Origin of the sequence: Mesorhizobium sp. M1A.T.Ca.IN.004.03.1.1 (assembly GCF_003997555.1) — a bacterium.
GTDB lineage: Bacteria > Pseudomonadota > Alphaproteobacteria > Rhizobiales > Rhizobiaceae > Mesorhizobium.
This window is the reverse complement of the sequence record NZ_RZTV01000003.1, coordinates 2,282-27,355: the sequence shown is the minus strand read 5'-3', so window position 1 is coordinate 27,355 and position 25,074 is coordinate 2,282. Positions and strand designations below refer to the sequence as shown.

22 protein-coding genes, 1 tRNA gene and 1 pseudogene are annotated in these 25,074 nt (G+C 63.0%); 15 read left to right on the top strand and 9 right to left on the bottom strand.

Going from position 1 to position 25,074, the window contains the following annotated elements:
- Nucleotides 1–38: 38 nt before the first annotated feature.
- The 5 genes from EOD29_RS10245 to EOD29_RS10225 all read left to right on the top strand — a co-directional run bounded on the left by EOD29_RS10245 (nt 39) and on the right by EOD29_RS10225 (nt 5,270).
- Complete coding sequence (locus EOD29_RS10245; RefSeq protein WP_066999260.1) at nt 39–935, top strand: LysR substrate-binding domain-containing protein; 897 nt, start codon at nt 39–41, stop codon at nt 933–935.
- Nucleotides 936–1,326: 391 nt separating this feature from the next.
- The gene (locus EOD29_RS10240) at nt 1,327–2,421 is read left to right on the top strand and encodes an ABC transporter ATP-binding protein (RefSeq protein ID WP_095801538.1); all 1,095 of its coding nucleotides are present in this window, start codon (nt 1,327–1,329) and stop codon (nt 2,419–2,421) included.
- A 68-nt stretch (nt 2,422–2,489) separates the two neighbouring features.
- Nucleotides 2,490–3,602, top strand: a complete 1,113-nt coding sequence (locus EOD29_RS10235) for an ABC transporter substrate-binding protein (protein ID WP_066999254.1) — start codon at nt 2,490–2,492, stop codon at nt 3,600–3,602.
- Between the two features lie 23 nt (nt 3,603–3,625).
- Entirely contained in the window at nt 3,626–4,459 is an 834-nt protein-coding gene (locus tag EOD29_RS10230; RefSeq protein WP_067330676.1) for an ABC transporter permease, read from the top strand.
- Nucleotides 4,460–4,463: 4 nt separating this feature from the next.
- The gene (locus EOD29_RS10225) at nt 4,464–5,270 is read left to right on the top strand and encodes an ABC transporter permease (RefSeq protein WP_127246652.1); all 807 of its coding nucleotides are present in this window, start codon (nt 4,464–4,466) and stop codon (nt 5,268–5,270) included.
- A gap of 250 nt (nt 5,271–5,520) precedes the next feature.
- Here EOD29_RS10225 and EOD29_RS10220 read toward each other — a convergent pair whose 3' ends face one another.
- Complete coding sequence (locus EOD29_RS10220; RefSeq protein WP_127246651.1) at nt 5,521–5,787, bottom strand: hypothetical protein; 267 nt, start codon at nt 5,785–5,787, stop codon at nt 5,521–5,523.
- On the bottom strand, nt 5,784–6,143 hold the full coding sequence (locus tag EOD29_RS10215; RefSeq protein WP_066999308.1) for a metalloregulator ArsR/SmtB family transcription factor: 360 nt from the start codon (nt 6,141–6,143) through the stop codon (nt 5,784–5,786). Before EOD29_RS10215 ends, EOD29_RS10220 begins: the two co-directional genes overlap by 4 nt.
- Nucleotides 6,144–6,566: 423 nt before the next feature.
- Here EOD29_RS10215 and EOD29_RS10210 point away from each other — a divergent pair, with 423 nt between their 5' ends.
- The 6 genes from EOD29_RS10210 to EOD29_RS10185 all read left to right on the top strand — a co-directional run bounded on the left by EOD29_RS10210 (nt 6,567) and on the right by EOD29_RS10185 (nt 10,990).
- Complete coding sequence (locus EOD29_RS10210) at nt 6,567–6,785, top strand: hypothetical protein (RefSeq protein WP_245299680.1); 219 nt, start codon at nt 6,567–6,569, stop codon at nt 6,783–6,785.
- Nucleotides 6,786–6,900: 115 nt separating this feature from the next.
- Nucleotides 6,901–7,146, top strand: coding sequence for a DUF982 domain-containing protein (locus EOD29_RS10205; protein ID WP_127246650.1), 246 nt, complete (start codon nt 6,901–6,903; stop codon nt 7,144–7,146).
- 357 nt (nt 7,147–7,503) lie between these two features.
- Entirely contained in the window at nt 7,504–7,746 is a 243-nt protein-coding gene (locus tag EOD29_RS10200; protein ID WP_127246649.1) for a DUF982 domain-containing protein, read from the top strand.
- A 591-nt stretch (nt 7,747–8,337) separates the two neighbouring features.
- Nucleotides 8,338–8,643: a glycosyltransferase family 25 protein gene (locus EOD29_RS10195; protein WP_164763729.1), complete on the top strand. Its 306-nt coding sequence runs from the start codon at nt 8,338–8,340 to the stop codon at nt 8,641–8,643.
- A gap of 792 nt (nt 8,644–9,435) precedes the next feature.
- Entirely contained in the window at nt 9,436–9,921 is a 486-nt protein-coding gene (locus EOD29_RS10190; protein ID WP_245475304.1) for a CatB-related O-acetyltransferase, read from the top strand.
- A 106-nt stretch (nt 9,922–10,027) separates the two neighbouring features.
- Nucleotides 10,028–10,990 carry a hypothetical protein gene (locus EOD29_RS10185; protein ID WP_127246647.1) on the top strand — a complete coding sequence of 321 codons (963 nt, stop codon included), beginning with the start codon at nt 10,028–10,030 and terminating at the stop codon, nt 10,988–10,990.
- Nucleotides 10,991–11,254: 264 nt separating this feature from the next.
- Here EOD29_RS10185 and EOD29_RS10180 read toward each other — a convergent pair.
- Both EOD29_RS10180 and EOD29_RS10175 read right to left on the bottom strand, forming a co-directional pair.
- Nucleotides 11,255–11,331, bottom strand: a tRNA-Arg gene (locus EOD29_RS10180).
- Nucleotides 11,332–11,448: 117 nt separating this feature from the next.
- Complete coding sequence (locus tag EOD29_RS10175) at nt 11,449–11,754, bottom strand: ETC complex I subunit (protein WP_066999298.1); 306 nt, start codon at nt 11,752–11,754, stop codon at nt 11,449–11,451.
- A gap of 291 nt (nt 11,755–12,045) precedes the next feature.
- On the opposite strand from EOD29_RS10175, the gene EOD29_RS37840 reads away from it, so the two are divergent.
- From EOD29_RS37840 to EOD29_RS10160, 3 genes are all read left to right on the top strand, one after another.
- Entirely contained in the window at nt 12,046–13,017 is a 972-nt protein-coding gene (locus tag EOD29_RS37840) for an NAD(P)H-dependent oxidoreductase (RefSeq protein ID WP_127246646.1), read from the top strand.
- Between the two features lie 131 nt (nt 13,018–13,148).
- Entirely contained in the window at nt 13,149–14,318 is a 1,170-nt protein-coding gene (locus EOD29_RS10165) for an NAD(P)/FAD-dependent oxidoreductase (RefSeq protein WP_127246978.1), read from the top strand.
- A 321-nt stretch (nt 14,319–14,639) separates the two neighbouring features.
- The gene (locus tag EOD29_RS10160) at nt 14,640–16,142 is read left to right on the top strand and encodes a PAS domain S-box protein (RefSeq protein ID WP_164763728.1); all 1,503 of its coding nucleotides are present in this window, start codon (nt 14,640–14,642) and stop codon (nt 16,140–16,142) included.
- A 68-nt stretch (nt 16,143–16,210) separates the two neighbouring features.
- Here the strand turns inward: EOD29_RS10160 and EOD29_RS10155 are convergent, their stop codons facing one another.
- The gene (locus tag EOD29_RS10155) at nt 16,211–16,639 is read right to left on the bottom strand and encodes a hypothetical protein (protein ID WP_067330644.1); all 429 of its coding nucleotides are present in this window, start codon (nt 16,637–16,639) and stop codon (nt 16,211–16,213) included.
- Nucleotides 16,640–17,099: 460 nt separating this feature from the next.
- Here EOD29_RS10155 and EOD29_RS10150 point away from each other — a divergent pair, with 460 nt between their 5' ends.
- Nucleotides 17,100–17,420: a hypothetical protein gene (locus tag EOD29_RS10150; protein WP_127246644.1), complete on the top strand. Its 321-nt coding sequence runs from the start codon at nt 17,100–17,102 to the stop codon at nt 17,418–17,420.
- A 44-nt stretch (nt 17,421–17,464) separates the two neighbouring features.
- Here EOD29_RS10150 and EOD29_RS10145 read toward each other — a convergent pair whose 3' ends face one another.
- From EOD29_RS10145 to EOD29_RS37090, 4 genes and pseudogenes are all read right to left on the bottom strand, one after another.
- Nucleotides 17,465–19,192 carry an SEL1-like repeat protein gene (locus tag EOD29_RS10145; protein WP_127246643.1) on the bottom strand — a complete coding sequence of 576 codons (1,728 nt, stop codon included), beginning with the start codon at nt 19,190–19,192 and terminating at the stop codon, nt 17,465–17,467.
- A 43-nt stretch (nt 19,193–19,235) separates the two neighbouring features.
- The gene (locus EOD29_RS10140) at nt 19,236–20,642 is read right to left on the bottom strand and encodes an HlyD family type I secretion periplasmic adaptor subunit (RefSeq protein WP_067330634.1); all 1,407 of its coding nucleotides are present in this window, start codon (nt 20,640–20,642) and stop codon (nt 19,236–19,238) included.
- A gap of 78 nt (nt 20,643–20,720) precedes the next feature.
- Nucleotides 20,721–23,027 carry a peptidase domain-containing ABC transporter gene (locus tag EOD29_RS10135; protein WP_127246642.1) on the bottom strand — a complete coding sequence of 769 codons (2,307 nt, stop codon included), beginning with the start codon at nt 23,025–23,027 and terminating at the stop codon, nt 20,721–20,723.
- Nucleotides 23,028–23,264: 237 nt separating this feature from the next.
- Nucleotides 23,265–25,074 (bottom strand): annotated as a pseudogene (locus EOD29_RS37090) (hypothetical protein); the annotation flags it as partial.

Genomic DNA, 25,074 nt, shown 5'->3' with positions numbered 1-25,074 from the left:
TTTCCCGGCTCGTGCAAATTCGGTTCACCTGAGGCCTCTTGCGCATACCTTCCACGCAGGCGCTTCGCGCCCTCGACAGTTTTGCTCGTCACGGCAGCGTGTGGCGCGCGGCCGATGAACTCCACCTCACCCGCAGCGCCGTCTCGCATCAGCTGAGGCTGCTCGAACGCGACCTCGGCTTCGATCTCTTGCAGCGCATCGGCAAGGGCGTGGCGCTGACGCCGCGCGGCCAGCGCTACGCCGCCGATGTCAGGAAGGCGCTGACCGTGCTCGGCGACGCGGGGACGCAGAACAGCGGCGCCGGCGTCGGCGGCTCCTTCGGTATCTCCTGTCCGCCGGGCTTCGCCTCGATGTTCCTATGCACCCATATCGGCGAGTTCCAGCAGATGTATCCGGACGTCGCGCTCTCGGTGCTGACGCCGCGGCGGCTCGACGATGTCAGCAATCCGGAGGCCGACGCCTTCATCGCCTTCGGCGTCGGCAACTGGCCGAACCGCGCGGTGGAGCTGCTTTGCGAGGTCTCCTTCACGCCGCTCTGCAGCCCGACGTTGCTCAACAAGGTGGGCGGCTTTTCCAAGCCCGCCGACGTCCTGCGCGCCAACCTGCTGCATCTCAGCGATACCGAGGACTGGGCGCGCTGGCTGGCGCTGTCCAAGGTGGAAAATCCCGACACCGAAGGCGGCATCTTCTTTTCCGACATGAACCTCGTCTTCTCGGCGGCAATCGCCGGCCAGGGCATCGCCATGGGAGACGAGCTGACCGGCCGCCGGGCGCTGAGCGAGGGCAGGCTGGTCAAGCCGTTCGAAGCGACGGTGCCCTCGCCGCGCTCCTACTATCTGGTCTTCGAGCATGCCAAGGCGGGCCACCCGGTACTCAATGCCTTCAGCGACTGGCTGCGGGCGAAGCTTTTGGAAAGCAGGCTGGCGAAGTATTGAAGGCGGGGACGCCGGCACGCCTTAGGATGTCCCTCGGAGTGCCAACCGTCCGGTCGTCATCCCCGGGCTTGACCCGAGGATCCATTCCGTGGCGATCGCGAAAGGCACGCTTGATCAGAATTCTGCACCGTTGCAGCTCCCAGAGGTCACGGCATGGCAACCAGGGTCTGCGCGCGTCGCTTCGCTCCTTGCTCCGCCCCTGAAATGGCGACGGCATGAACGCCTTCGCCAATCGCGAAGGTTGGCGAGCCCGCCGAACGCCCAAGTTTGGGAGACGCTCCCGCCAGCTGCCCATCCGTGAATCAAATTTGCCGAACAGACGAAAACTATTCGGTTGCGGTGAACGCGCGCCGTGCATACGATTTGAAACAAGCGTGAGGACGAAGGCAGGATGCAGCAACCCGGCCGGGCCGCAGAGATCAAGGCGAACGGGATAGGCAAGAGCTTCGGCTCGTTCCGGGCGCTGGACAATCTCACGCTCGATATCGGCCGCGGCGAGTTCCTGACGCTGCTTGGGCCATCCGGTTCCGGCAAGACCACCTTCCTGATGATCTTGGCCGGCTTCGTGCAGCCGAGCGAGGGCAGGCTTTTCAGCGACGGCACCGACATTACCGACCGGCCGGCCGAACAGCGCGCCGCCGGCATGGTATTCCAGGGCTATGCTTTGTTCCCGCATATGAGCGTGGAACAGAACATCGCCTTTCCGCTCAAGGTGCGCAAGAAGTCCGCTTCCGAGATCAAAAGCCGTGTCGGCGAGATGATCGAGCGCGTCGGTCTCAAAGGCCACGAGAAGAAATTGCCGGCGCAGCTTTCCGGCGGCCAGCAGCAGCGCGTGGCGCTCGCCCGCGCCCTGGTGTTCGAGCCGGGCGTGCTGCTTCTCGACGAGCCGTTCTCGGCGCTGGACAAGAGCCTGCGCGGCCAGATGCAGGCCGAGATGAAGCGGCTGCACCAGGAGACCGGCACCACCTTTGTCTTCGTCACTCACGACCAGAGCGAGGCGCTGGCGCTTTCCTCGCGCGTCGCCATCTTCAATCACGGCAAGCTCTTGCAGGTCGGCAGGCCGGACGAGGTCTACGACCGGCCGGCCAGCCGCTTCGTCGCCGAGTTCCTGGGCGAGATCAACATGCTGCCGGTGAAGGGCGTCAAGCCCGCCGATAATGGCGCCACCGGTGTCTGCGAGGACCGGGCGGTCAACATGCGCTGCAAAGCAGAAAAGGTCCGCGGCGACGCTATCCTGGCAATCCGGCCGGAACACATGTCGATCGCGCCGGAGGCAGCGGCCGGCGAAAACGGCATCGCCGCCACTGCTGTCGCTTCGACCTATCTGGGTGCGGCGACCAAGCTCGACCTGACCACGCGCCAGGGTGCGAAGGTCACCGTCTCGGTGCCGAACGAGGTGGCGGCGGCAGCGTTGAGCAAGGGCAATTCCGTCTGGCTGACCTGGCCGGCGGAAAAGGGCTTCCTCCTGCCGGACGGAGGACAATGAGCGCCGAAGCGGCGTGAATTCGCCGCGTCGGTTTCCGGATCAGATCAATTAAAACAAGGGGAACTGACATGAACGAGACCAAGAAACAGACCATCGACTCCCTCGCAGAGAGGGCAAAACGCGGCGAGATCTCGCGCCGGCAATTCGCGCAGCTTGCAGGCCTCGTGCTCGCCGGCACGCCGATGCTGCTGCGCTCGACCCATGCTCAAGCCGAGACCAAGGGGCTGGTGCTGGTGAATTGGGGCGGCGACGCCATCACCGCTTACGACGCCGCCTACGGCCAGGCCTTCACCAAGGATACCGGCATCCCGGTGAAGATGGACGGCTCGGGCCCGACCGAGGGCGCGATCGCCGCGCAGTTCAAGAGCGGCGCGCCGACCTGGGACCTGGTCGACGTCGATCCGTTCTCGGCCATTACGCTGGGCGGCCAGGGCATGCTCGAGCCGATCGACTACAAGATCGTCGATAAGAGCAAGATGCGGCCGGGCTTCGGCTGGGAATTTGCCGCGTCGACCTATTTCTTCTCCTACGTGATCGCCTACGACTCGCAGAAGTTCGGCTCCAATGCGCCGACCGGCATGGCCGACTTTTTCGACGTGAAGAAATTCCCCGGCAAGCGCTCGCTCTACAAATGGGGTGTGTCGAGCTGGGAAGCCGCCCTGCTCGCCGACGGCGTGGCACCCGCCTCGCTCTATCCGCTCGACCTCAAGCGAGCGCATGACAAGATCGCCGCCTTCAAGGAAAACGTCGTCTCCTATTGGGGCGGCGGCGCCGAAAGCCAGAGCGTGCTGCTCAACGGCGAGGCTTCCATGGCGATCGTCTGGTCGACGCGCGCCTCGCTGATCGAGCAGGACTCGGGCGGCCAGATCAAGTTCATCTGGGACCAGGGCCTGATCTCGCCCGGCGCGCTCGCGGTTCTGAAGAACAACCCCGGCGGCAAGGAAGCTGCGATGAAGTTCATCGCCAGCACGCAGGATCCGCAGAAGGAACTGGTGATGTTCGAGAAGCTCGGCCAGGGCCCGGCCAACCCGGCGGCCGACGCGCTGATCCCGGCCGACAAGAAGCGCATCAACCCGGTCGATCCGGAAAACATGAAGAAGCAGATCCCGCTCGACATGGAGTGGTACGCCAAGAACTACGGCGCGGCGCTCGACGAATACACCAAGATCATCTCGGCTTGAGCGGGCGGAGATGCTGAACTGACATGAGGGGCACCCTCTCCGACAGGACGGGCGCGGCGCTGTTGATGGCGCCGCTGCTCCTGTTCCTGGTCCTTGCTTATGCCTGGCCTTTCCTCGGCGTGGTGAAGTGGAGCTTCACCTTGCCGACGCCGGGACTCGGCCAATATGGCGCGCTGGTCAGCGATCCGCTGGTGCAGTCGGTATTCGTCCGCACGTTGCGCATCGCGGCGATCGTCACCATCGTTTCCGTCACCGCCGCCTATGCGATCACGGTCGTCTGGGTGCGCGGCAGCCCGGTGCAGCGCGTGCTTGCGGAATTCTGCATCCTGGTGCCGTTCTGGATCTCGGTGCTGACGCGCGCCTTCGGCTGGGTGGCGCTGTTGTCCAACCGCGGGCTCATCAACACCTGGCTGCAATCGATCGGCTTCATCTCCGAGCCGCTGACGCTCGTGCGCAACGAGTTCGGCGTCATCGTCGGCATGTCGCATTTCCTCATCCCCTTCGCGGTGTTTCCGCTGGCTTCGGCCATGCGCAGCCTCGACGAGCGCGTGCTGCTCGCGGCGCGCGGGCTTGGCTCCAGCCGCATGCGCACCTTCTGGACGGTGTTCGTGCCGATGACGCGCTCGGGCATTATCGGCTCGGCGATGATCACTTTCGTCTTCTCGCTGGGCTTCTTCGTCACGCCGGCGATCCTCGGCGGCGGCCGCAGCGTGATGATCGCCGAACTCATCTATCTTCGCATCTTCCAGAGCCCGGACTGGGGGCTGGGCGCGGCAATAAGCGTCGTGCTGGTGGTGTTCGTCGGCGCGCTGATGGCGCTCTTGTTCCGCTACGTCAAACCGAAGCAATTGGTGTAGCAAGATGCCCACCTACCGCCCCGGTCCCGTCTCGCTCATCCTCGCCGTCCTGGTGGCGCTGTTTCTGCTTATGCCATTGCTCGCCGTCATCCCGGTGTCGCTGACGCCGAGCCGCATGTTGACCATGCCGACCGGCGAACTGTCGCTGCGCCACTACCGTTCGCTGATCGAGGATCCGCGCTGGCTGGAGTCCATCCTGCTCTCGATCCGCATCGGTGTGGTCAGCAGCGCGATTTCCACGGCGCTCGCGCTCACCTTCAGTCTCGGCGTGTGGATGTTCCAGCCGCGCTTCACCGCCGCCCTGGTCGGCTTCGTGCTTTTGCCGATGGTGGTGCCGCCGGTGGTCTCGGCGGTGACGCTCTATTTCCTGCTCACCTCGGTCTCTGGCATCTCGTCCTTCTTCGGTTACGACACCTGGCTGGGTGTCGCGATGGCGCATTCGGTCATGACTGTGCCCTTCGCCACCGTTCTGATCCTGGTGTCCCTCAGCCAGCTCGATCGGCGCATCGACCTCGCCGCACGAGGCCTGGGCGCCAGCGTGTGGGAGCGCGCGACGCGCATCATCATGCCCAACATCAAGTTCGGCATCGTCACCGCGGCGCTCCTCTCCTTCGTGCTCTCCTGGGAAGAGATCGGCGTGACGCTGTTCATCACCTCGGTGAACGCCATCACGCTGCCGCGCCTGATGTGGATGGGACTGCGCGACAACATCGATCCGGCGATCGCAGCCCTTTCGGTGATCCTGATCATTATCACCGTGCTGGTGCTCGCCGTGCGCAGCGTGATTACGCGCCGGCGAGCCGCACCATAAAACCGCGACTTTGCACCAAAACGAAAGAGGCCCGCCGGGAGCGGCGAGCCTCTGACGGTGCCAAAGTGGAAGTCTGGCCCGTGGTGATCCGGGGGTGTGGATCGCGCAAAAGTCTAGCCACCCGAAGTCCGGCGCGCGATTTACAAATCCGTAAACTTCGCCCCACCTGAGCGAGCGGCGGAGGCAGAAAAGAGACGTAATATCATCGCCTTGCGAGCATCCGCGAACGCGCCGGCGCAGCATCCTTCAATCAAAAGTGATGGGAAGAGCGCGAGAAGTCGAGCCCGATCGGCCAGCCCGTGACGACATGACGAAATCCGGCCGCTACCTTTTTCCCCGGCAGCAGCATTCTGGCCAGGATCGCGTCCCGGCGAATGAAGTGATGATAAAGTGCCGCCAGGGCAGGTATGCCGGCCGGCGCATTGCCATCCTGTTTGCATCGCGCCTTCGGAGGGCGCGCCGCGCAGGCGAAGCAGGCGAAGGCTGCTCGCCCTCGCCTGCGGTCGGAGCCGTTCAAGCGGCCTGCGGCGGCCGCATTCTTTCGACAAGAGCCTGCCGGGCCGGGCCGGCGAGCGGCCTGTCCATGGTCAGCAGCCCGTCGAGCAGAACGAGGAGCTCACGCGCCGCGGACGACTTGCAGGAATAATAGACCATCTGGCGGTCGCGGCGGGTGTCGACCAGGCCAAACCTGCGCAGTTTGGCCAGATGCTGGGAGAGTGCGGACTGGCTGAGTTCGACCTTGTCGGCGAGCGCGCCGACAGACAATTCGCCCTCGGCCAGGTAGTTCATGATGAGCAAACGCTTCTCGTTGCCCATTACCGCAAGAAAGGCTGCCGCGCTTTCTGCGTTGGCGGTAAGTTTCTTGGTCACCATCGGTTTCCCCATGTTCATGCTCTTCCGAGGCCACGGGGGCAATGGCTTCGGAATTCCAGAGCATTTGATGGGCCTGCTCCGACACGCAGTCGGAACCTGCCCTGCTTCTTTGTTCGACCAAAACCCTCCGTAACCCGGTTGCCACCACGTCGGGATCTTGGTCTCGGACAGCCTGCGCCGCGCTGTTGCGCGACGCAAGTTGGCGCAGACTCGGAATAATTCCGCGCTGCTAATGAGTATCAGCGCTTCGTCCTTTCAGCAAGATAGCGAAGCTGGCCCCATCTCCGGCATGCCGTCGGGCAGACAACGAGACGAAAGCCTGACCGGCCGGGCGCCGCGAAAGACGCACGTTGTCGCCGTTTCCCCGAGGACTCACCCCGTTTCCGAACCCGTGCTAATGTTTAGCCGGGGAGCAAGGGGGACATGAGCTGGAGGAAGAAGCCCGTGTCCAACATGTCGCGAAACACATTCACGCCCGCCGAGACGGCGCTGTTGGGGCGTGTCTTCGAGAGCGGCCGCATCGATGGAGAAACCGAAGAGCAGAAGGAGGCGCGCGCCTCCCGCATCATCGCCAATTACATGGCCGGCATCACCGATGAGACGGAACTCATCGAACTGTCCCGCAAGCCGCTCGGAAGATAGGCGGCAGCCACGCCCGTTACCGGCGCGCTGCTCACATCCTGTTGAAATATCGGGATGAAACTTGCCGCGCGGTGGCGCGTTTATCATCCGCTCACAACGCATCAGGGGTTTCGCGATGATCCAGGGATGGTTTTCCAGGCCGGTCGAAGTCGCCGTCGGCGTGGCAGGCTCGATCCGACACATCTCCAACGCCCAGCAGGCTGTGGAACTGCTGACGGGCCAATGGCGCGACGCCGGCAGCGCGAAGCATGGCGCGGCGCTGCGCGCCTGCCGCCGGGCTATGAGCGGCGACGTTCCGGCCGACAATGCCAGGGAAGCCTTCATCAGCGCAGCCCGCGAAGCGCATGTGCTGGTCGAATAGTCCCAAGGCGGCATCCTGTCTTCTGCAGAAGAGCGACCGATGCGCGAATTGACCGGACGCTTCCGCCGGCCAAAACCGCTGCCTGACGCGTTCATCCGCCTGTCGGCTCCGATCTCGCCGCGGGCGACAGCGCGGCCAGTGACGTTGTCACACGTTTTTTGCGCGGCGCGCCGGCGCAATGAATCCGCTGCGTGAGCCAACTCCGGCCGCCCATCGCTGATCTCTAAAATTCTCCGGAACCTTAACGGCAGTTTTTGGTTAATGCGCGGGTCCGCCGATCATCCGGGGCCCGCATCCCAACAGGCGCCTGCCGGCGCCGTTGCTTATCAAAAGACCAACATACGAACGGAGCATGTGATGAACGACGTCTGGTTTTCCGAGCCGGTCGTGATCGATTTCGAACCAAGCGGACATCGCAAGGTCTCAAGCTGCTTCGAGGCAGTCGAATGCCTCGACCTGCGCTGGCCAAGGCAGGCGCGCGACCGCGCCTGGCGGTCGGCAAGCCGCGTCTGCCGCGACGCGCTCGACGGCTTGAGAAGTCCTACCGAAGCCCGCAAAACCCTGCGCAAGGCAGCGAAGGCCGCCGGCCTGCTGGCCTGAAGCGTGTCGCGATCCCGTGCGGAAAAATCCGCCACCCGGATCGTCTCGAATTACCGCCAAGGACTTGCTCCCGGCGGCCCGTAAGCCAGAAACTTCGGAACATTGCAGCCGCCGACCTGTTACTTCTCCGTAGTCTCCTGACTACACGGGTTCCAGACCCAAGCCGAGCCCGTTCCGGCTTCCCATCGCCGGGGCGGGCTTGATTTTGTGCGGTATTGGTTGCGCGGCATCCCGGCGAGTGAGGGGCAGCGACCGACGCATACTTTTCAGCACGCCCTTGCGGACATCCTGACGGGGATACATGAAAACGCCGGCCGCTGGACTTTCGGGGCGCCTGTTGTTCAGCTCTCTCATTCCAGCGACTGGGGGTTGCATTCAGCGAACACCGGGATCTGGTCAACGGCAGGTTACTTTCCACAGGAGGTAAAAGGCCCCGCCTGTGCCAAGGCGGTGCACAATGTAAGATCGTCGACAAAAAATGTTCTGGCCAATCCAGCCGATATGATCTAACGCAATTGTATGTTTCCAAACCATGTCTTTAGCCGCATATGCCATGTAAAAGTCGGGTACGAAGACCGCGAGCGGCATATCGTGAAAGAGTTTTCCCAGCGCGGCGTGCCAGTCGACTGGTTTGTCGACCACGATGTTCCAGACCTTTCAGAAGCCGACAGGCAATCTCGGCTGAAGCGAGCTGAAATATCTTTGGCGCGAAAGCACATCGGCATCTGGGACGATTTCCTGAGGACGGAGAAGCAATTCTGCCTCGTTTTTGAGGATGACGTTTTCCTTTCTCCCAATTTCGTGACGCGGTTGAATGACTGCATTCGCGAACTTACTGCGGAGCGGCAGGCGGTCGTGTACTGGGAAACGGCGGTAATTACTACACATCCTGGTTGATGCTGAGGAGGAGGCAATCACTCTATCCCGCCAAGCACAGTCGATGCACCCATTCGTATGTTTTGACGCGATCGGCAGCGGAGGCGAGATTGAGTTGGTTCCGCGAGCACGAGTTCACAAAGCCGATCGACCTAGCAGTCAACAACTGCGATCGAGAAACAAATACGGAGATCGTTTGGTTCGAGCGGCCGATCGTCGAACAAGGGAGTCAGAACGGCCGGTTCAAAACCTCGATTTCGCCAAACCGAGGGCGACCGCTCTGGTACAAACGTCTAGAGTGGCGCTGGAAGAAATACCGCCGGCAGTTTTCCGGACACAGCGTTGACGGCTAGAGCTGGTCAGCTTGAAAAGAAGGCTGAACAGCTCTCGGCATTTTCCATTTCGCGCTTAAGGAACCGTTTGGCACTTGCCCCCAGCGGCGCTCGACAGGCTCGACGCTTGGATTAGCCGAACCGGCTGAGAACTTCCGGAAACTGAACCGCCATCGCGCCCTCGGCCGCTTGCGCAGCAAAAATTGGCCGACGTAGCGGCACGGCGGCGAATCCGTTCACGTAGACTGCCGGACCGCGCGTTCATCGCCCAGGCCGGGTCGCGGTGAACGGGAGGTTACTCTCCGTCCAGGGGGAGACGTAATTTTATGCCTTGGGCTTGGGCGATATAACCGTGTATAGGGCAGTCATGTCCAGGCTGACGAATTGGCTGCGAGAGAAGAGCTTTCTGGGGCCGCGATACAAGCTTCCGTCAGGCGTCAGCGTCGGGCGACATACATATGGACTGGCTAAGCACACGGTATTGCTGCCATCCAAAGACGCACCGCTTACAGTTGGTTCATTTTGCTCGATTGCCGGAAATGTGACGATTATGTGCGACGGGCAGCACTCGACCAACTCCGCCACGTCTTATCCGATCAATATCAACCTCCTGAAGAGGCCAGAGCCCGTTCAAAATGGTGGCAGAAAGCGCGGCGTCATCATCGGCCACGATGTGTGGATCTGCCACGGTGCGGTTATCATCTCAGGAGTGAGCATTGGCCACGGCGCGGTCATTGGGACGAATGCTGTAGTCACAAAGGACGTCCCGCCTTATGCGATCGTTGGCGGCGTTCCAGCCGGAATCATTCGGTATCGCTTCCCCAAAGAAATAGTGGAGAAACTACTGACAATTTGCTGGTGGGATTGGGATGATGACAAGATCAAATCCGAGGCGGACGCGTTGACTGGGTCAATAGATACTTTCATTTCCCGCCACTTTGTTCCGGCGCAGTCGCCGATAGATTAAGTATCTTTGGCGAGAATTTTCCGCCTAGCGCGAACGCGGAGCCTAGGCAATCTGAACTCTGATTGGGCGGCGGGACGATCTCCCCAGACAGCGCGGTTTAAGGGCCTTGAAAGGATGCCAGCTGCTGAGCTATGTCGCCGCAATGGGATTCAAATTTCTTGTCGACGCTATAAACAAAGGCCGCTTCACAATAGCAGTGAAAGCCGCTCGGAACCGGATTTTTTATAAGATTTTTCAATATCGAGGGCGCGTCGCCGGTAGGTCCTTTGCCAAGGAACTTCAGGATATCGGCACAACACGGGTTTGCTTCACTATCGCTTTCAACACGCCATGGGTCATTGATGCCCTGACGAAAGCCTGGGAGACGTATCGGCCAGGCATGGACTTGGTCGTTATCGATAATTCGACCAAGGACGATGCGAGAGCACAGATCGCGCGCATTTGCGCAATCCGAAAAGTACCCTATTTCGGATTGCCAAATCGTCGCGAAAAGCATTGGTCAAGGTCGCACGGAACTGCGATTACGTGGACATTCCACAATGTAGTCAGCCACCTACGGCCAGAACTGTTTGGCTTCATTGATCACGACTGCTTCCCGGTGTTTGCCTTCAGTATCCCTGACAGCTTGGCCGGCAAGGCCGTCTACGGCTTGAAGGTTCGTCCCACGGAGAATTTCATTTACAAATCAAGGAAGGACGACCACCAATGGAACCTTTGGGCTGGTTTCTGCTTCTATCGCTTCGCCGCGGTCGATGGGCTAAAATTGAATTTTGAGCCGCGCATGGATATCGGATTGGACACAGGCGGTGCGAATTGGTCGATTCTTTATTCGAAGCTCGGCGAAGCCAGTATAGAGGTAGCGAGACGAGAGCAAGAACCAATTGAACTTTCCGGAACACTCGGGCTTCATGAACTTTTGGACGGCGCGTTCCTCCATATCGGTGGTTCTGCATATGCGGACAAGGATACGAAGTATTACCGGTCCTTTGACCATCGCAAAAATCTTCGAAATTATATTTGGGATACCTACCTAGGCGGCTCCTCGGGCCAAATTGCCGATGATTTTTGACGACCGATCTGGTCAGGTGCTCGCGGCCAACTTCAGGAATCAGGTGTTCAGCTCTTCGGCGGCGGCGATTGCCTCGGTCACGATCGCTTCCACGTCGTCATCGGTGGCTCGGTGGTTAACGAGGCAGACGCGCAGCGCGTACTGGCCGCCGATCGCCGCGTTCGAGAGATGCCGACGAAGAAAGGGTTTTCGTGGACCTCGACTTCATCAATTCTTTGAGAGATGAGCTTCCAGGCCGATAGACCAATCGGAACCTTGTGCGAATGGCGATCCCGGCAGGATTCGAACCTGCGACCATCGGCTTAGAAGGCCGGTGCTCTATCCAGCTGAGCTACGGGACCGCTGGCCGGCCGGAGCCGGCTGATGCGAGTACGCGGATCGATCTAAAAGGATGATCCGCTCCGATTTTTGTTACGCAATTCCGGACGGAAAACCGCTGTGCACTTTTCCTGGAATTGTCAATGGGTCCAAGGCGTCCTGCGGTCATAGCGGAAATTGTCCGAATAGGAAATCTGCCGGCGCTTCGGCTCCTTCGGCTCCTCGACACGATAGGCAATGCCCTGCTTCTCGGCATAGGCGACCGCCTCTTCTCTGGTATCGAAGGTGAGCCGCACCTGGCTCAGCATATCGCCGGACGAGGTGTAACCCATCAGCGGATCGATCTTCTTGCGCTGGGCTGGATCGAATTCCAGCACCCAGTGGCCGGTCTTGGCCTTGCCGGACTGCATCGCGGTTTTGGCTGGGCTGAAAATGCGCGCGGACATGGCCACCTCTTTGCCGCCCGAAGACCGGGCAATCATTAAGCCGCGCGCCCGACAGGCCGGACTGGACCTCAGACCGCGCACCAGCCCGTCAATACTGTGCAACGGCGCCGGCGGCAAGGCCATACGCAGCCACGGCTTGGCCAGCGGAGGTCGGAATCTCGCGCCAGCCCGGACATTAACCGAAAAGAGAGGCGAACAGCACAGCCGCTCCGGCCAAAGGTCCAAGGTTGCGGGGCCTTCGTTATGTCCGCCTCGCGTCGCCATGCCCTCAACAAGCCTGGACAGTCCGCCATGACCATGACAACCGAACATCCCGTCCTGCAGCTGGCCGTGCTTGTCGGCAGTCTGCGGGCCCAATCCTACAGCCGCAAGATCGCCAAGGCGCTGGCGGCCCGCGCACCGGATTCGCTGCGCTGCCGCTTCATCGAGATCGGCGAGCTGCCTTTGTATAATCAGGATCTCGAGGGCGAGACGCCGCCTGCCGCCTGGTCGGCGTTCCGCGCCGCCATCGGGGAATGCGACGCGGTGCTGTTCGTCACGCCGGAATACAACCGTTCGATCCCGGGCTGCCTGAAGAACGCCCTCGACGTCGGCTCACGCCCCTCGGGCAAGAGCGTCTTCAAAGGCCTGCCCGCCGGCGTCGTCAGCGTGAGCCCAGGCAAGATCGGCGCCTTCGGTTCCAACCAGGCGCTCAGGCAGAGCTTTGTCTTCCTTGACATGCCGGTGATGCAGCAGCCGGAGGCCTATATCGGAAATGTCGCCGAGTTGCTCGACGACAGCGGCGCGATTAAGAACAGCGGCACGGCCGCCCTCCTGAAAGGTTTCATCGAGGCGCTGGAGACGTGGATCAGAACCGTGCGGCCGGGCGGCTCGTCCTTCGACGCCTTCATGAAGCACCGCGAGAAGATCGCCGAGGATTATGTCAACGGCAATGCTACATCGCTAAAGGCAATCGTGACGCATAGCGAGCCGGCCACCTTCTTTTCGCCGCGCGGCGACCATCTCGAAGGCGCCGATGCCGTTGCCGGCCGATACGAGCGCGACGCCGCCAGCTTCCACCAAGGCGGCAGCACCGACATCGAGGTGCTGCAGGCCTCCGCGAGCGGCGATCTCGCCTTCTGGACTGGACTGCAGCATGCGAAGGCGCGCATGGGCAAGAACGGACAGCCGGCCGAGATGACCTTGCGGGTGACGGAAGTGTTCCGGCTGGAGGACGGCGCGTTCAAGCTTGTGCATCGCCACGCCGACCCCGCCAACGGATAATCTCCCTATCCGCGACACAATGCCGGGCTCTTTGCAACCACGGCCTATTCCCATTGCCTCGTCAGCGGCATATGTCGGATACATGGCCGTGGCACGTGAGAGCCATGACGGCGATAAAGACAAGAATGGGCATGGAAGCGGAAATCTCGTCGGATTGGACCGGCGAGCCGGCGATCCTCGAAGGCGCGATCGTGATCGGCGCCGGCGCGGCCGGATTGGCGGCGGCCTACGCCATGATCGAGACCGGGATCGCCACCGAAATCCTCGAGCGCGAGGAGCGGCTGGCCGAGCCCTGGCACCACCGACATGAGAACCTGCATCTCAACACGCATCGCGACCTCTCAACGCTGCCCGGCGTTTCATTTCCGCAAGGCACGCCCGCCTTTCCGCACCGCAGCGCGGTGATCCGCCTGTTCAACGACTTTGCCCAGACGCACCGGCTGCCGATCGCCTTCGGCGTCGTCGTCGAGGAAATCGATTTCCGCGGCGATCACTGGCTGCTGAAGACCAGCACGGGACCGCGAGCGGCGCGCCACGTGGTGATCGCCACCGGGCGCGACCGACAACCCTTCATCCCGGCCTGGAAAGGCATGAAGGATTTTTCGGGCAAGATCGTCCATTCGGCGCATTTCGGCCGGGCGAGCGACTATGCTGGGACAAAAGTGCTGGTGGTCGGCGCCGGCAATTCCGGCTTCGACGCGCTCAACCATCTTTCCGGGGTCGAGACCGGGCAGATGTGGCTCTCGGCGCGCAACGGGCCGTCGCTGCTGCCCAAGCGCATCGGCAAGATCGCCGTGCATCGTTTCTCGCCCGTCATGGCGAGACTGCCTGCCCGGCTCGCCGATGCGGTGATGGCGGCGACGCAGCGGCTGGTCTTCGGCGATCTCGGGAAGTACGGCCTGCCCCCCGCCCCGTCGGGCGGCGCCAGCCGCCTCGGCTCGGACTATACGGCGATCGCCGCCGATGACGGTGCGGTCGACGCGATCAAGGCCGGCCGCATCATTGTCGTGCCGCAGGTCAAGGAATTCAGGCACGACGGCGTCGTTCTCGAAAGCGGCCAGTCGATCGCGCCTGACATCGTCATTGCCGCCACCGGCTACCGCACCGGGCTGGAGGCGATGGTGGGCAGGCTCGGCGTGCTCGATGCCAAGGGAGTGCCGCTGTTCAACGGCCCGGCGAACGACCCGAAACTGCCCGGCCTCTGGTTCACCGGCATGCGGCCGAGCATTCGCGGCTGCTTCGCCAATGCGCGCATCCAGGGCGCGGCGATCGCCGGCAGGATTGCCAAGCAAAGGCGCTGAGGCGCCAGTCTGCGCGCGAGGCTTCCGTTTGGGCCGGCCGCGGAAGCTTTATATGCCGCGAGCGTCGGAGTACGGCGCGGCCTGGTAGGCACCTGATTTGGGATCGCGAATTGCCATTTGGCTCAAGCCGCTAGACGGGCGCCGCTCGCGGCTCGTCGGCGACACCAGCCGCCGCGCCGCAACCTGACAAGTCCTATTGCGAAACCGCGCAAAGCGCATATTGTCGAGCATGGTCGGGGATCGTACCCGGCGGTCGAAGGGGGCGATCGACGCGGTGCTGCGTTAGGCGGTTGGGTCAAGGACTCGATGCAGCAAGGGGCTATGAGTGTTACGGCCACAGGGCGCGGCCAGCGTGAGCAAGCCGACGGCGATATTGCCCGCGAGCAAACCGTCCTCTTTCGCCTCACCGACCGACTTTACCGCGCCCATGGCCTCGTCGAGATCTACGATGCGGCCCTGGATGCCATATGCGACGCCCTCGGTTCGTCGCGCGCCTCGATCCTGAAATTTGACAATCAAGGCGTCATGAGCTTCGTCGCGTGGCGCTCACTGTCTGAAGAATACCGCAAGGCTGTCAACGGCCACACGCCGTGGACAAGCGATCAGCGCGACGCCAAGCCCATCTTTGTCGAGGATATTCGGTTCAGCGGTGAATCTCAGCAACTCATCGAAACAGTCCTCGGCGAAGGTATCGAAGCGCTCGCCTTTATCCCGCTTGCCAGCTCCCGCGAGCTCATCGGCAAGTTCATGGTCTACTACCCAGCACCCCATAGCTTCACCGATCGTGAACGCGAACTTGCGTTGACCATTGCCCGCCAGCTCGGGTTTGCGATCGAACGGGACCAGGCGGAAACCACTGCGGCGCGGCTGAGCGCGCTTGTCGAATCTTCGGATGACGCGATCATCGCGACGGATCCCGACGGCATCGTCACGGACTGGAACCGTGGCGCCGAGCGGCTCTACGGTTACCCCCGCGCGGAAATTGTCGGTCGTTCGCTCATGTTGCTGATACCGCCCGATCGCAGGAACGAGGACAGGGAGATCCTGGCGCGCATTCGAGATGGAGAGCATGTCGAGCATTTCGAGACCGTTCGCCTGCGCAAGGACGGCAGCATCGTTCCCATCTCTTTGACCGTTTCCCCCATCGCGGACGCGTCAGGCGCAATTGTCGGTGCCTCCAAGATCGCCCGCGGCATCTCCGAGCGGCTGCGCGCGCAAGAGCAGCGGGAGATACTGCTCGGCGAGATGGACCACCGTGTGAAGAACCTCTTCGCCATCGCAAGCTCGATCGTCAAGCTGAGCGCTTCGGCCGCCGAAACGCCGGCGGCGCTCGCCTCGATCGTGTCTGACCGCCTCGGCGCCTTGGCGCGGGCGCATGCGCTGACGATGCTCACGTCTGGTGGCCGCTCTGCTCAGGTCTCCACGAGCCTGCATACATTGGTGAACGCGATCCTCGCGCCATACCGCCATGCGGCCGATGAGCATCCCCGCTTCGCGATCACCGGCATCGATATTCCCGTGCCCGCGGCAATGATCACGCCACTTTCCCTCCTGCTGCACGAATTCGCCACCAACGCCGCCAAACATGGCAGCCTCTCGGCGGCCGCCGGCTCAATAGAGATCACTTGCGCCAATCGGGACGGCAAGGTGCTTATTCAATGGCGAGAGGTTGGGGGACCACCTCCTGTCGCAACCGAAGAAGAAGGTTTCGGGAGCCGCCTGGTCCGCGTCGCCGCGAGCCAGTTGGGCCGAGTCGAGCGAAACTGGGACCCGGCCGGCGTCACTATCGAGATCACGCTTGACGGTGAAAGATTTTCTGCCTGACGACCAGAAGGCCGAGCTGAGGTGGGGATCTCCTCGGCCGGGTCGACCAATCGAGCATGACAGTCGGGCTAGCTCATGTCCCTAGCGGCGTCTTCGATCAGCTTGACAACCAAATTGCGAAACCTCTCGCCGGACCTGTTCCCTATATTTCCAACATCCTCGGCGACCATACCGGGTGACGAAACCGACACCTCCCCACTGACGTGAACGTTGACGGTGAATACCCTTCCGGCGGTGTTTTTCACTTCCGGCTTTCGGTAGATTCGAAACCGAACAGAGGGCGTCAGCGCTTTGTCACGGCCCCGCGGAACGGTGTCTATGTCGATGGTCATCTCGCCCGACACCTCTGCCTTGGCCGCTACCAACGACGCAACAACGACATCGTCCAGCCAGGCCCTGGCTTGGGTGCCGAAATCCGGCACCGTGGCGTTCGCATCCTCCTTTTGCTGGCGAGGAGCTTTCTTGCCGCGCTCAAGGGCTTCTTTGAACTTAGCCACCTAATCGCCTCCGACTTGTCAGCCTATGAAGCGGCGCTCACATTGGTCACCGCCCTGCCAATCAATAAAACGCGCGCCATCCCAGTGCGTTGCAATGAACAGCCCTTCGGCGCGCGGTTGATCGGTCGACGGGCCGACGCGCGAAGGTTTGCTGGCAACGGAGCGTTCCTGGGCTCCGCCGTCAAAAGGCAACGTTGCGATGCTGCTGCATAGAGGCATCCGGGCCTAAGCTTATTCAATTAAATCAATAGGTTATATAAAACCATCACATGGCACCGTCAGTAGGGCAAGACGGCGACGATCGGACGTCCAGGGTTCGGACCGAGGTTGTGCGCGCGTGGCCGCTTGCGCCCCCGCCCGGCAGCCAGGTGGTACCTCTTTATCAATGCTTCACCATAGGAACAGCGGTCCCGGAACCTTTCTGATTGCTGCGAACTTCTGGAATTCCATGAATCCCAAAATGAAGGACTTCGGCATGAAAGTCACTGCAGCAGGCATCGACCGCATCAAGATCGGCAACGCCGACGCGAGTGGCCAGGGCGCGCATTTCGTCGTTTGGCTTTATCTTCAGGTCGACGAAGGCGGCACACAAACCGGTCAGGAACTGGTGGTGTCAGTCCCGTACGACGCGCAGATGACCTTTGATGAAATCGCTACCCAGGCTTTCGAGAAGGCGCACGCCCTGCTTGTCGCCTGCTGCGAGATAGATAAGTCTATGTGGTGGAAACAGTTCAACCACAGCCTTGCGCCGCTGCCTGAGTGGACGCCCGGCGCGCAGTAGTCGGGCGCGACCGATGCCGGTGCTAAGCCTTGGCAGTGAATGCCTCAGCCGGCCAATTCGGAAAGTTCGTCGGCCGCTTCCTCAAGACCTTGCGCCGCCGCTCGCTCGAGCCAAAGGCGGCCGACTGCCGGGTAGTGCTCTCCGGCTAGGCCCTTCGAGAAATATCGGCCGAGCATCAGTTGGGCCTGCCCGTGCCCACGCTCGGCCGCGGCCGCAAACCATTTCTGCGCCGCCACGTGATCGACCGGCAGTCCCTCGCCGGAGCTCTGCAGCGCGCCGAGAGCAAACATTGCGCCGGCATGTCCGTCGGCAGCAGCCCGTCGGAACAGCTGTATTGCGGCTTCGGGAGAGCGTTTGCCTCCGCTGCCATTGAGCAGCATCTCAGCAAGTGCCACTTGCGCATCGAGCATGCCGCCTTCGGCCGCTTGGGCAAACCAGGCACGAGCCTGTTGCGCGTCGGCAGCCACGCCGCGCCCGTCCCTGAGAATGCGCGCATACATGTACTGAGCCTCAGCCACGCCTTCAGCTGCGCGCCTCAGCCATTGCGCGGCGCGAGTTTCATCCTGGTGCACGCCGACGCCTTTGGCGAAACACAGCCCGAGATTGAAGGCGGCGATAAGGTCGCCCGATAATGCGGCCGCCTCGAACCACCCCGCTACGCTCGTGATATCGTCCGGCTCGCCGGCTCCCTGAAGAACAAGATTGGCCAGATCGACTTGCGCTGCCCGGTTCCCGCTGCTTGCGGCGGTGCGCAGCCAATGCGCCCCCTCTTGCTCGTCCCTGGCGACACCGTTTCCCGTCAGGTAGAGAGAGGCCAGCGCGCGAGCGGCGGCCTGGTGACCCCCCTCGGCCGCACGACGATACCAAATTGCCGCCTCTGAAAAGTCCGGCGGCCGGCTCTTCACGTTACGATCGCCGAGAAGATTCGCCGCCTCGAAATTGCCCGCCAATGCCGCACGCCGTATCCAGGCCTCTCCGGTCACAGGATCCTGATCGCCGAGGCTCCCGTCGACAAGCGCCAGACCCAATCGGAATTGGGCCGCAGGAAGCCCTTTCTCCGCAGCTGACTGGTATAATCGCGCCGCACCCGCAATGTCGCCTGCGACACCCAGGCCATGTTCGGTCAGGATCGCGAGAAGATAGATTGCCGTCGGCAAGCCAGCGTCCGCCGCCCGCCGGACCTCATCGGCAATCCTGGACCGGTCTGCCGACAGACCCCGCCGTGCCAGCGCCAGGGCAAAACCAAGGCTTCCTTCGGCGCAGCCGGCCGCGGCCGACCGCTCGTACCACTTACAGGCAGCATCCGCATCGCGCATTGGTTCGGGACCGCTGGTCAGGATGTAGCCGAGGAGTGCCTGGCCGGTGGCGGAGCCCGCCTCGGCCGCCTTCGTGGCAAGGTCGAGCGCTGACGCAAAGTCTGGCTCGCTCGTGGTGTCCTCGAAGAACAGGCGTTCCGACTCGGAGCCCTTGTCAGCCTCGGCTGTCGCCATCCCGGTCACGTAGAGTGCGGCGAGAAGCGCCTGCGCATCAGCGCTCCCGTGATCCGCTGCTCGCCGCAGCCAGCGCGTCCCCTCTGCCCGGCTGGGCGGCACGCCGGAACCTTCGAGATAGCAACGCGCGACCCGATACTCGGCCTGGCCTATGCCCGCACGCGCAGCCGTGGCGAAGAGCGGAAAGGCCTCGGTGGGCTTGCCATTTTCAACAAGCTGGATCGCCCTGCGCAATGCTACGGATGGGCTAGCTAAGCCAGTCAGGCGATCCAGGATTGTCATCGATGTCAGCCTCTGGCTGCTCCGGTTCCTCTTGAGCTGCAGACTACGGCTCGCGCATCGCTTCCTGACCGATCGGGAGCATCACCCCAAGCATGTATTTGAGCACCGTGCGCCGGCCGACCTGAACGTCGGCGGTCACCGGCATGCCGGGGGTGAGGGCAAACCCGGCGGGTACGTCATGCAGCGCGACCTGATCGATGGAAATGCGCGTCCGATAGAACGGTTCTGTGTTCGAGGGCAGCATTGCCAGCGAACTGTCTGGATCGCGGGCTTGCTCCTGAGCGGAGAAGGAATCCGGACTGAGCGTGCGCACGGTGCCGTGAGCGAGGCCGTATTGCGAATAGGGGAAGGTATCGAACTTGATGACGACAGGATCGCCGACATGGACGAAGCCACTGCTTCGGCCGACGACATTTGTCTCGATCTCGAGCGGCGCCTTGGCGGGCACCAGCGTGATCAGGCGCTCGCCCGACTGCAGGACCGAGCCGACCGACACCTTTGCCACGGACTGGACAATGGCATCTCCTTCGCTTTTCAGCTCGACCAGTTGCTTGCGCAGCTTTGCCTTGTTGAAGAGCTCGCGCGCGTCGGACATGCGAGAGCTCGCCTCCGACAAACCTTGCGAGACTTCCGCGCGCCAGCCTTGAATGTAGCCGGCGCGGTCGGCGGCTACCGCAGCCTGCTGGCGCCTGGCAGCTTCCGCCGTCTGCACGGCGTTGCCGAGCGCGCGCGACATTTCGGCCGAATTGTCCTCGGCCAGCAGGGTATTGAGGCGGCTCCCGACTTGCCTTTCTTCCAGCTGCTTGCGCATCTGTTCTATCGATGCCGCGACGGAGAGCCGCTGCCGGTAGCCAGCGGCATCAGATTGCGCGCGCGAGATCACGGAAGTGAGTTCATCGCTTTGCCGATCGAAATTCTCCAGCTTAGCCTCGTAGACCGCCTTGCGGCGCTCGAAGATCGAGGCCTGCAGGGTCCAGCTGGGGTCGAGGCCGTCATAGTTGAACTCCTTGCCGTCGGCCTCCGCCTTCAACCGTGCCACTTCGGCCTCAAGCGTAGAGACCTGCATGGCCAAGGCCTGCAGGTCTGCCGAGGCGAAGGTCGAATCGAGGCGCGCAAGCAATTGGCCGGCCTGCACATGCTGTCCTTCGCGCACTTCGATCGAGCGGACAATCGCCGTCTCCAGCGGCTGCACGATGATGTTGGGCGATTGTGAAACCACGAGCCCCCTCGTCGTCACGACCTGGTCGACCGGGATCAGTCCGGCCACGGTGATCAAGACGATCACGAGGCTCGAAATCATCCATACGATGCCGCGCGCCGACCGAGGAATCGGCGCATTGGAGACGGCAGTCGACGGCCATTGGAACTCGAGTATGGCCGGCGTCGTCGGATCGTTCGCTTTCGCTCGGCGCCAGCGAGCCTGGCGGACGGTGAGCGAGGTGCTACTCATGGCTTACCAGTCCTCGTGTCGAAGTCATGCTTGGCGAGACGACCATTTCAATCTCGATCCCGCTGCGGCACGACATCGTCAAACCAATCGCGGCGGTACGGCCGCCGGCCGACCGCCGCGATTGTCCAAATGTCGGTTCTGCTGCGACCACAGCTGGCGATAGAGCCCGCATCGTTCGAGCAGGACGGTGTGCGAAGCGACGTCGAGAACCTTGCCCTGCTCCATGACCAGGATCTGGTCGCAGTCGGTGAGCGAGGACAGCCGATGCGAGACGATGATCATGGTGCGCCCGCTGGCGATACGCATGAGATTGGCACTGACGACCGCTTCGCTTTCCGGGTCGAGAGCACTGGTGGCCTCGTCGAGAATGAGGATGGTCGGATCGTGGATGAGGGCGCGCGCGATCGCCAGCCGTTGCTTTTGACCGCCCGACAGGTTGGGCGAACCTTCCTCGATGTAGGTATCGTATCCGTTCGGCATGCGTTCGATAAATTCTTCCGCGCCGGCGAGATGCGCGGCACGCATGGCATCGGACAGCGTCAAGCCTGCGCGGCCGGCGATGATGTTGTCACGGATCGACCCGCGGAACAGGAAATTGTCCTGGAGGACCACGCCGAGCCCCTGGCGAAGATGACGCAGGTTGATTTCCTTGAGGTCGACGCCGTCCAGCTTCAGGAACCCGCTGTAATCCCGGTTGATCCCCTGCAGCAGCCGCGCGATGGTCGATTTTCCCGACCCGCTCCGCCCGACAATGCCGAACATGGTCCCAGCCGGAATGTGGAAGCTGACCCGGTCGAGGGCGGGCGTCTTGGTACCGATGTAGCTGAACGTCAGATCGCTGAACGTAACTTCGCCGAGGAGCCTTGGCCGCAGACCGAGGGAGTTCGAACTCGTCTCCAACGGCCGGTTAAGGACGGATGCCGCCTCGCCGATCGCCGCTCCCACCTCCTCGTAGTCTTCGATCAGCCGCACCAATCCGACCAGCGGTTGCGCGACGCGTTGGGAGATCATCATGAAGGCGAACAGACCGCCGACCATATAGCCGGAACTGTCGTTCATCGCGAGATAGGCGCCGATCAGCATGGTGCCGAGCACCATTACGCGTTCAATGGGCGTAACCAGGGTCTGCGGCCAGCTGGCGAACTGCCCGAAGGAGAGGCGCGCGCTTCCCGCCTCCGCCACCTGCTCGTCCCAAAGCGCCTTGCGTTGCGGCTCGAGACCAAGCGCCTTCACGGTCTTAATGCCGACAACGGTTTCGCCCAGCGCCGCCGACTTCCAGGTCTCGGCCTCGATCACCAGCTGGTACCTTCGGCGCAGCGGCTTCAGGAAGGCAAGGATGATCAGCATGATCACCGCTGCGCACGCAACGACGATCCAGGCAAGCGTCACGTTGATATAGAACATCACCGGCAGCAGCACGCACAGGGTGATCAGGTCCAGGAACGTGCTGAGCAGTTTGCCTGTCAGAAACTCGCGGATTCGATAGACCTGCGCGAGGTGGTACATTGTCTCGCCGGCGGGGTGGCGCTCGAAATAGTCGAGCGGCAGACGCAAGAGGCGGCTGAAAACGTGCAGCTGCAGCTTGGTGTCGAGGCGGGCTCCGACGACGTTGATGATCAGTCGCCGCGCGTGGCCCAGGAGCGTCTCGTATGCGAAGACGACAGCGACTATGGCCGACAAGAGTAACAGCGTCGAGACACTGTTGAACTGCAATACCTTGTTGACCACCGTCATGACGATGAGCGGCGGCAAAATCGTCAGAACGCTGAGTGTGAAGGAGGCGATGGCCACGTCGCGAAGCGGCCGGCTTTCGTGCCGCACCAGTTCGGCGATCCAGCGAAGGGTGAAAGGCGCATCCGCGGCAACATAGGATCGCGCGTTTCGCAGCAGCACCGCCTCGCCCGTCCACACCTGCGACAGGCGCAACTCGTCGACAGCGGTGGATGGACCATCGTCGGGCGCTTCCGGACTTTTGAGGAAGACCACGTTGCGCTCGGCACTCGCCCCGGTGAGGAGACCGGCGCCGCCATCGCTGAACAAGAGAACGACTGGTCCGGTATCTTGAAAGCGCAACAGGTGTGACCAGCGAACACGCACTGCGCGGGACCACATGCCGCCGTTCTGCGCCCATTCCGACAGGTCGGTAGCGCTTGGAAACGGGCCTGCGCTCGCTGCCCTGAATTCGTTCGGATCGAGCTCGATACCGTGATAGCGCGCGACCCGGAGCATCGCCTTGAGGCGCGGCCCGACCTGGTCGAACTCGGCGGGGCCACCGGGACTCCGCCCCATTTCGCTGGTGCCGCCGGGCATGCCGGTCGGGTCGGCCGCGGTCCCGGCGCGCAGCTCCACAGGCTGGATTTCAGCACTCCCAGGAACGTTCACCATGGACTCGCCTTCGGGTAGGCAGGCGGTGGTTCGACATTGCCCGCGGCGGACCAGTCCCGCCGGAATCTCTGGTGGCGCTGATGATACTCCACGGCGGTCGGTCGCGCGAGCCCCTTAACCACTCGGAAAGGCCGAACGCGCGGGCCCTGCCCTTCGGCAAAGCCCGCGCGCCCGCTTCTCAGCTTTGGACCGGCTTCTATCGTCGTCTGTCCGGTCGCCATTCCTCTTCACTCATGCTCAGTCATGCGGCTTCAGAATGTCCTTCAGCGCCTTCTTCACCGTGTCGTCGCTGTTGGCGAAGCCGGCACCCTGCTTGTTCTGATCCGAGGTCAGGTCGGTGCTTGCACCCAACGGCTTGTTCTGGTTCTGACCAAATCCCCTGATCGTGTTGAGAACATTCAGGAGGTCGGTCGTCACCGAACCGGCGGCCTGGCTGACAAGCTGACGGAACGACGCATGGCTGACGGCATCACTGTCGGTCGAGCCGGATTGCAGGAACTGCGTCGTGTCCTTGAGCCCGAGCGAGTTGGCCGTGACCGCGGCGGTGCGATGGCCAGGCGAGCCATCGGCATCAGTGCCATCGTTGGAATGTCCCTTCCCAGGATTGCTGCTGTCGTTGTGGTCAGGATCATTGCCATGGCCGTTGTTGCCTTTGTCGCGATCACCGGTCTCGCCGCCGGGGCCGGTCGCTCCGGTCGGGCCCGTTGCGCCGCCCGGCCCGGTGGCACCCGTCGAGCCGGTTGCGCCGGCTGCACCCGTTGCGCCGGTCGCTCCGGTCGCTCCGGTCGAGCCTGTGGCACCCGTTGCGCCGGTAGCACCCGTTGCTCCGGTTGCACCTGTCGCTCCGGTCGAGCCGGTGGCGCCGGTCGCACCCGTTGCTCCAGTCGCCCCAGTCGAGCCAGTTGCTCCGGTAGCTCCAGTCGAGCCGGTAGCTCCGGTCGCACCGGTCGAGCCCGTGGCACCCGTAGCGCCGGTCGCTCCAGTCGCACCGGTGGCTCCGGTGGCTCCAGTCGCACCGGTGGCTCCGGTCGCACCGGTTGCTCCGGTCGAGCCCGTTGCTCCAGTCGCACCGGTGGCTCCGGTCGCACCTGTCGAGCCGGTTGCACCCGTAGCGCCGGTCGCTCCGGTCGAGCCGGTTGCACCCGTTGCTCCAGTTGAGCCGGTAGCGCCAGTGGCACCCGTGGCGCCGGTCGCACCTGTAGCTCCGGTAGCGCCGGTCGCGCCGGTAGCACCCGTTGCTCCGGTCGAGCCGGTGGCTCCGGTCGCACCCGTCGAGCCCGTGGCACCTGTGGCTCCGGTCGCACCGGTAGCGCCGGTCGCTCCGGTCGCGCCAGTTGCTCCAGTTGAGCCGGTAGCGCCAGTGGCACCCGTGGCGCCGGTCGCACCTGTAGCTCCGGTAGCGCCGGTCGCCCCAGTCGAGCCGGTGGCGCCCGTTGCACCGGTCGAGCCGGTCGCACCCGTGGCGCCGGTCGCACCCGTCGAGCCCGTCGCGCCTGTTGCTCCGGTCGCACCGGTAGCGCCGGTCGCTCCGGTCGCGCCAGTTGCTCCAGTTGAGCCGGTAGCGCCAGTGGCACCCGTAGCGCCGGTCGCTCCAGTCGCGCCCGTTGCTCCAGTCGCACCGGTGGCTCCGGTCGCACCCGTCGAGCCGGTAGCTCCGGTAGCTCCAGTCGCACCCGTTGCTCCAGTGGCACCGGTAGTTCCAGTCGCACCTGTTGCTCCGGTTGCTCCGGTCGAGCCCGTGGCACCCGTAGCGCCGGTCGCACCTGTCGCACCCGTTGCTCCAGTCGCGCCAGTTGCTCCAGTCGCACCCGTGGCTCCGGTCGCACCGGTTGCTCCGGTCGAGCCCGTTGCTCCAGTCGCGCCGGTCGCACCGGTTGCGCCGGTCGAGCCCGTGGCACCCGTAGCGCCGGTCGCTCCAGTCGCGCCCGTTGCTCCAGTCGCACCGGTGGCTCCGGTCGCACCCGTCGAGCCGGTAGCTCCGGTAGCTCCAGTCGCACCCGTTGCTCCAGTGGCACCGGTAGTTCCAGTCGCACCTGTTGCTCCGGTC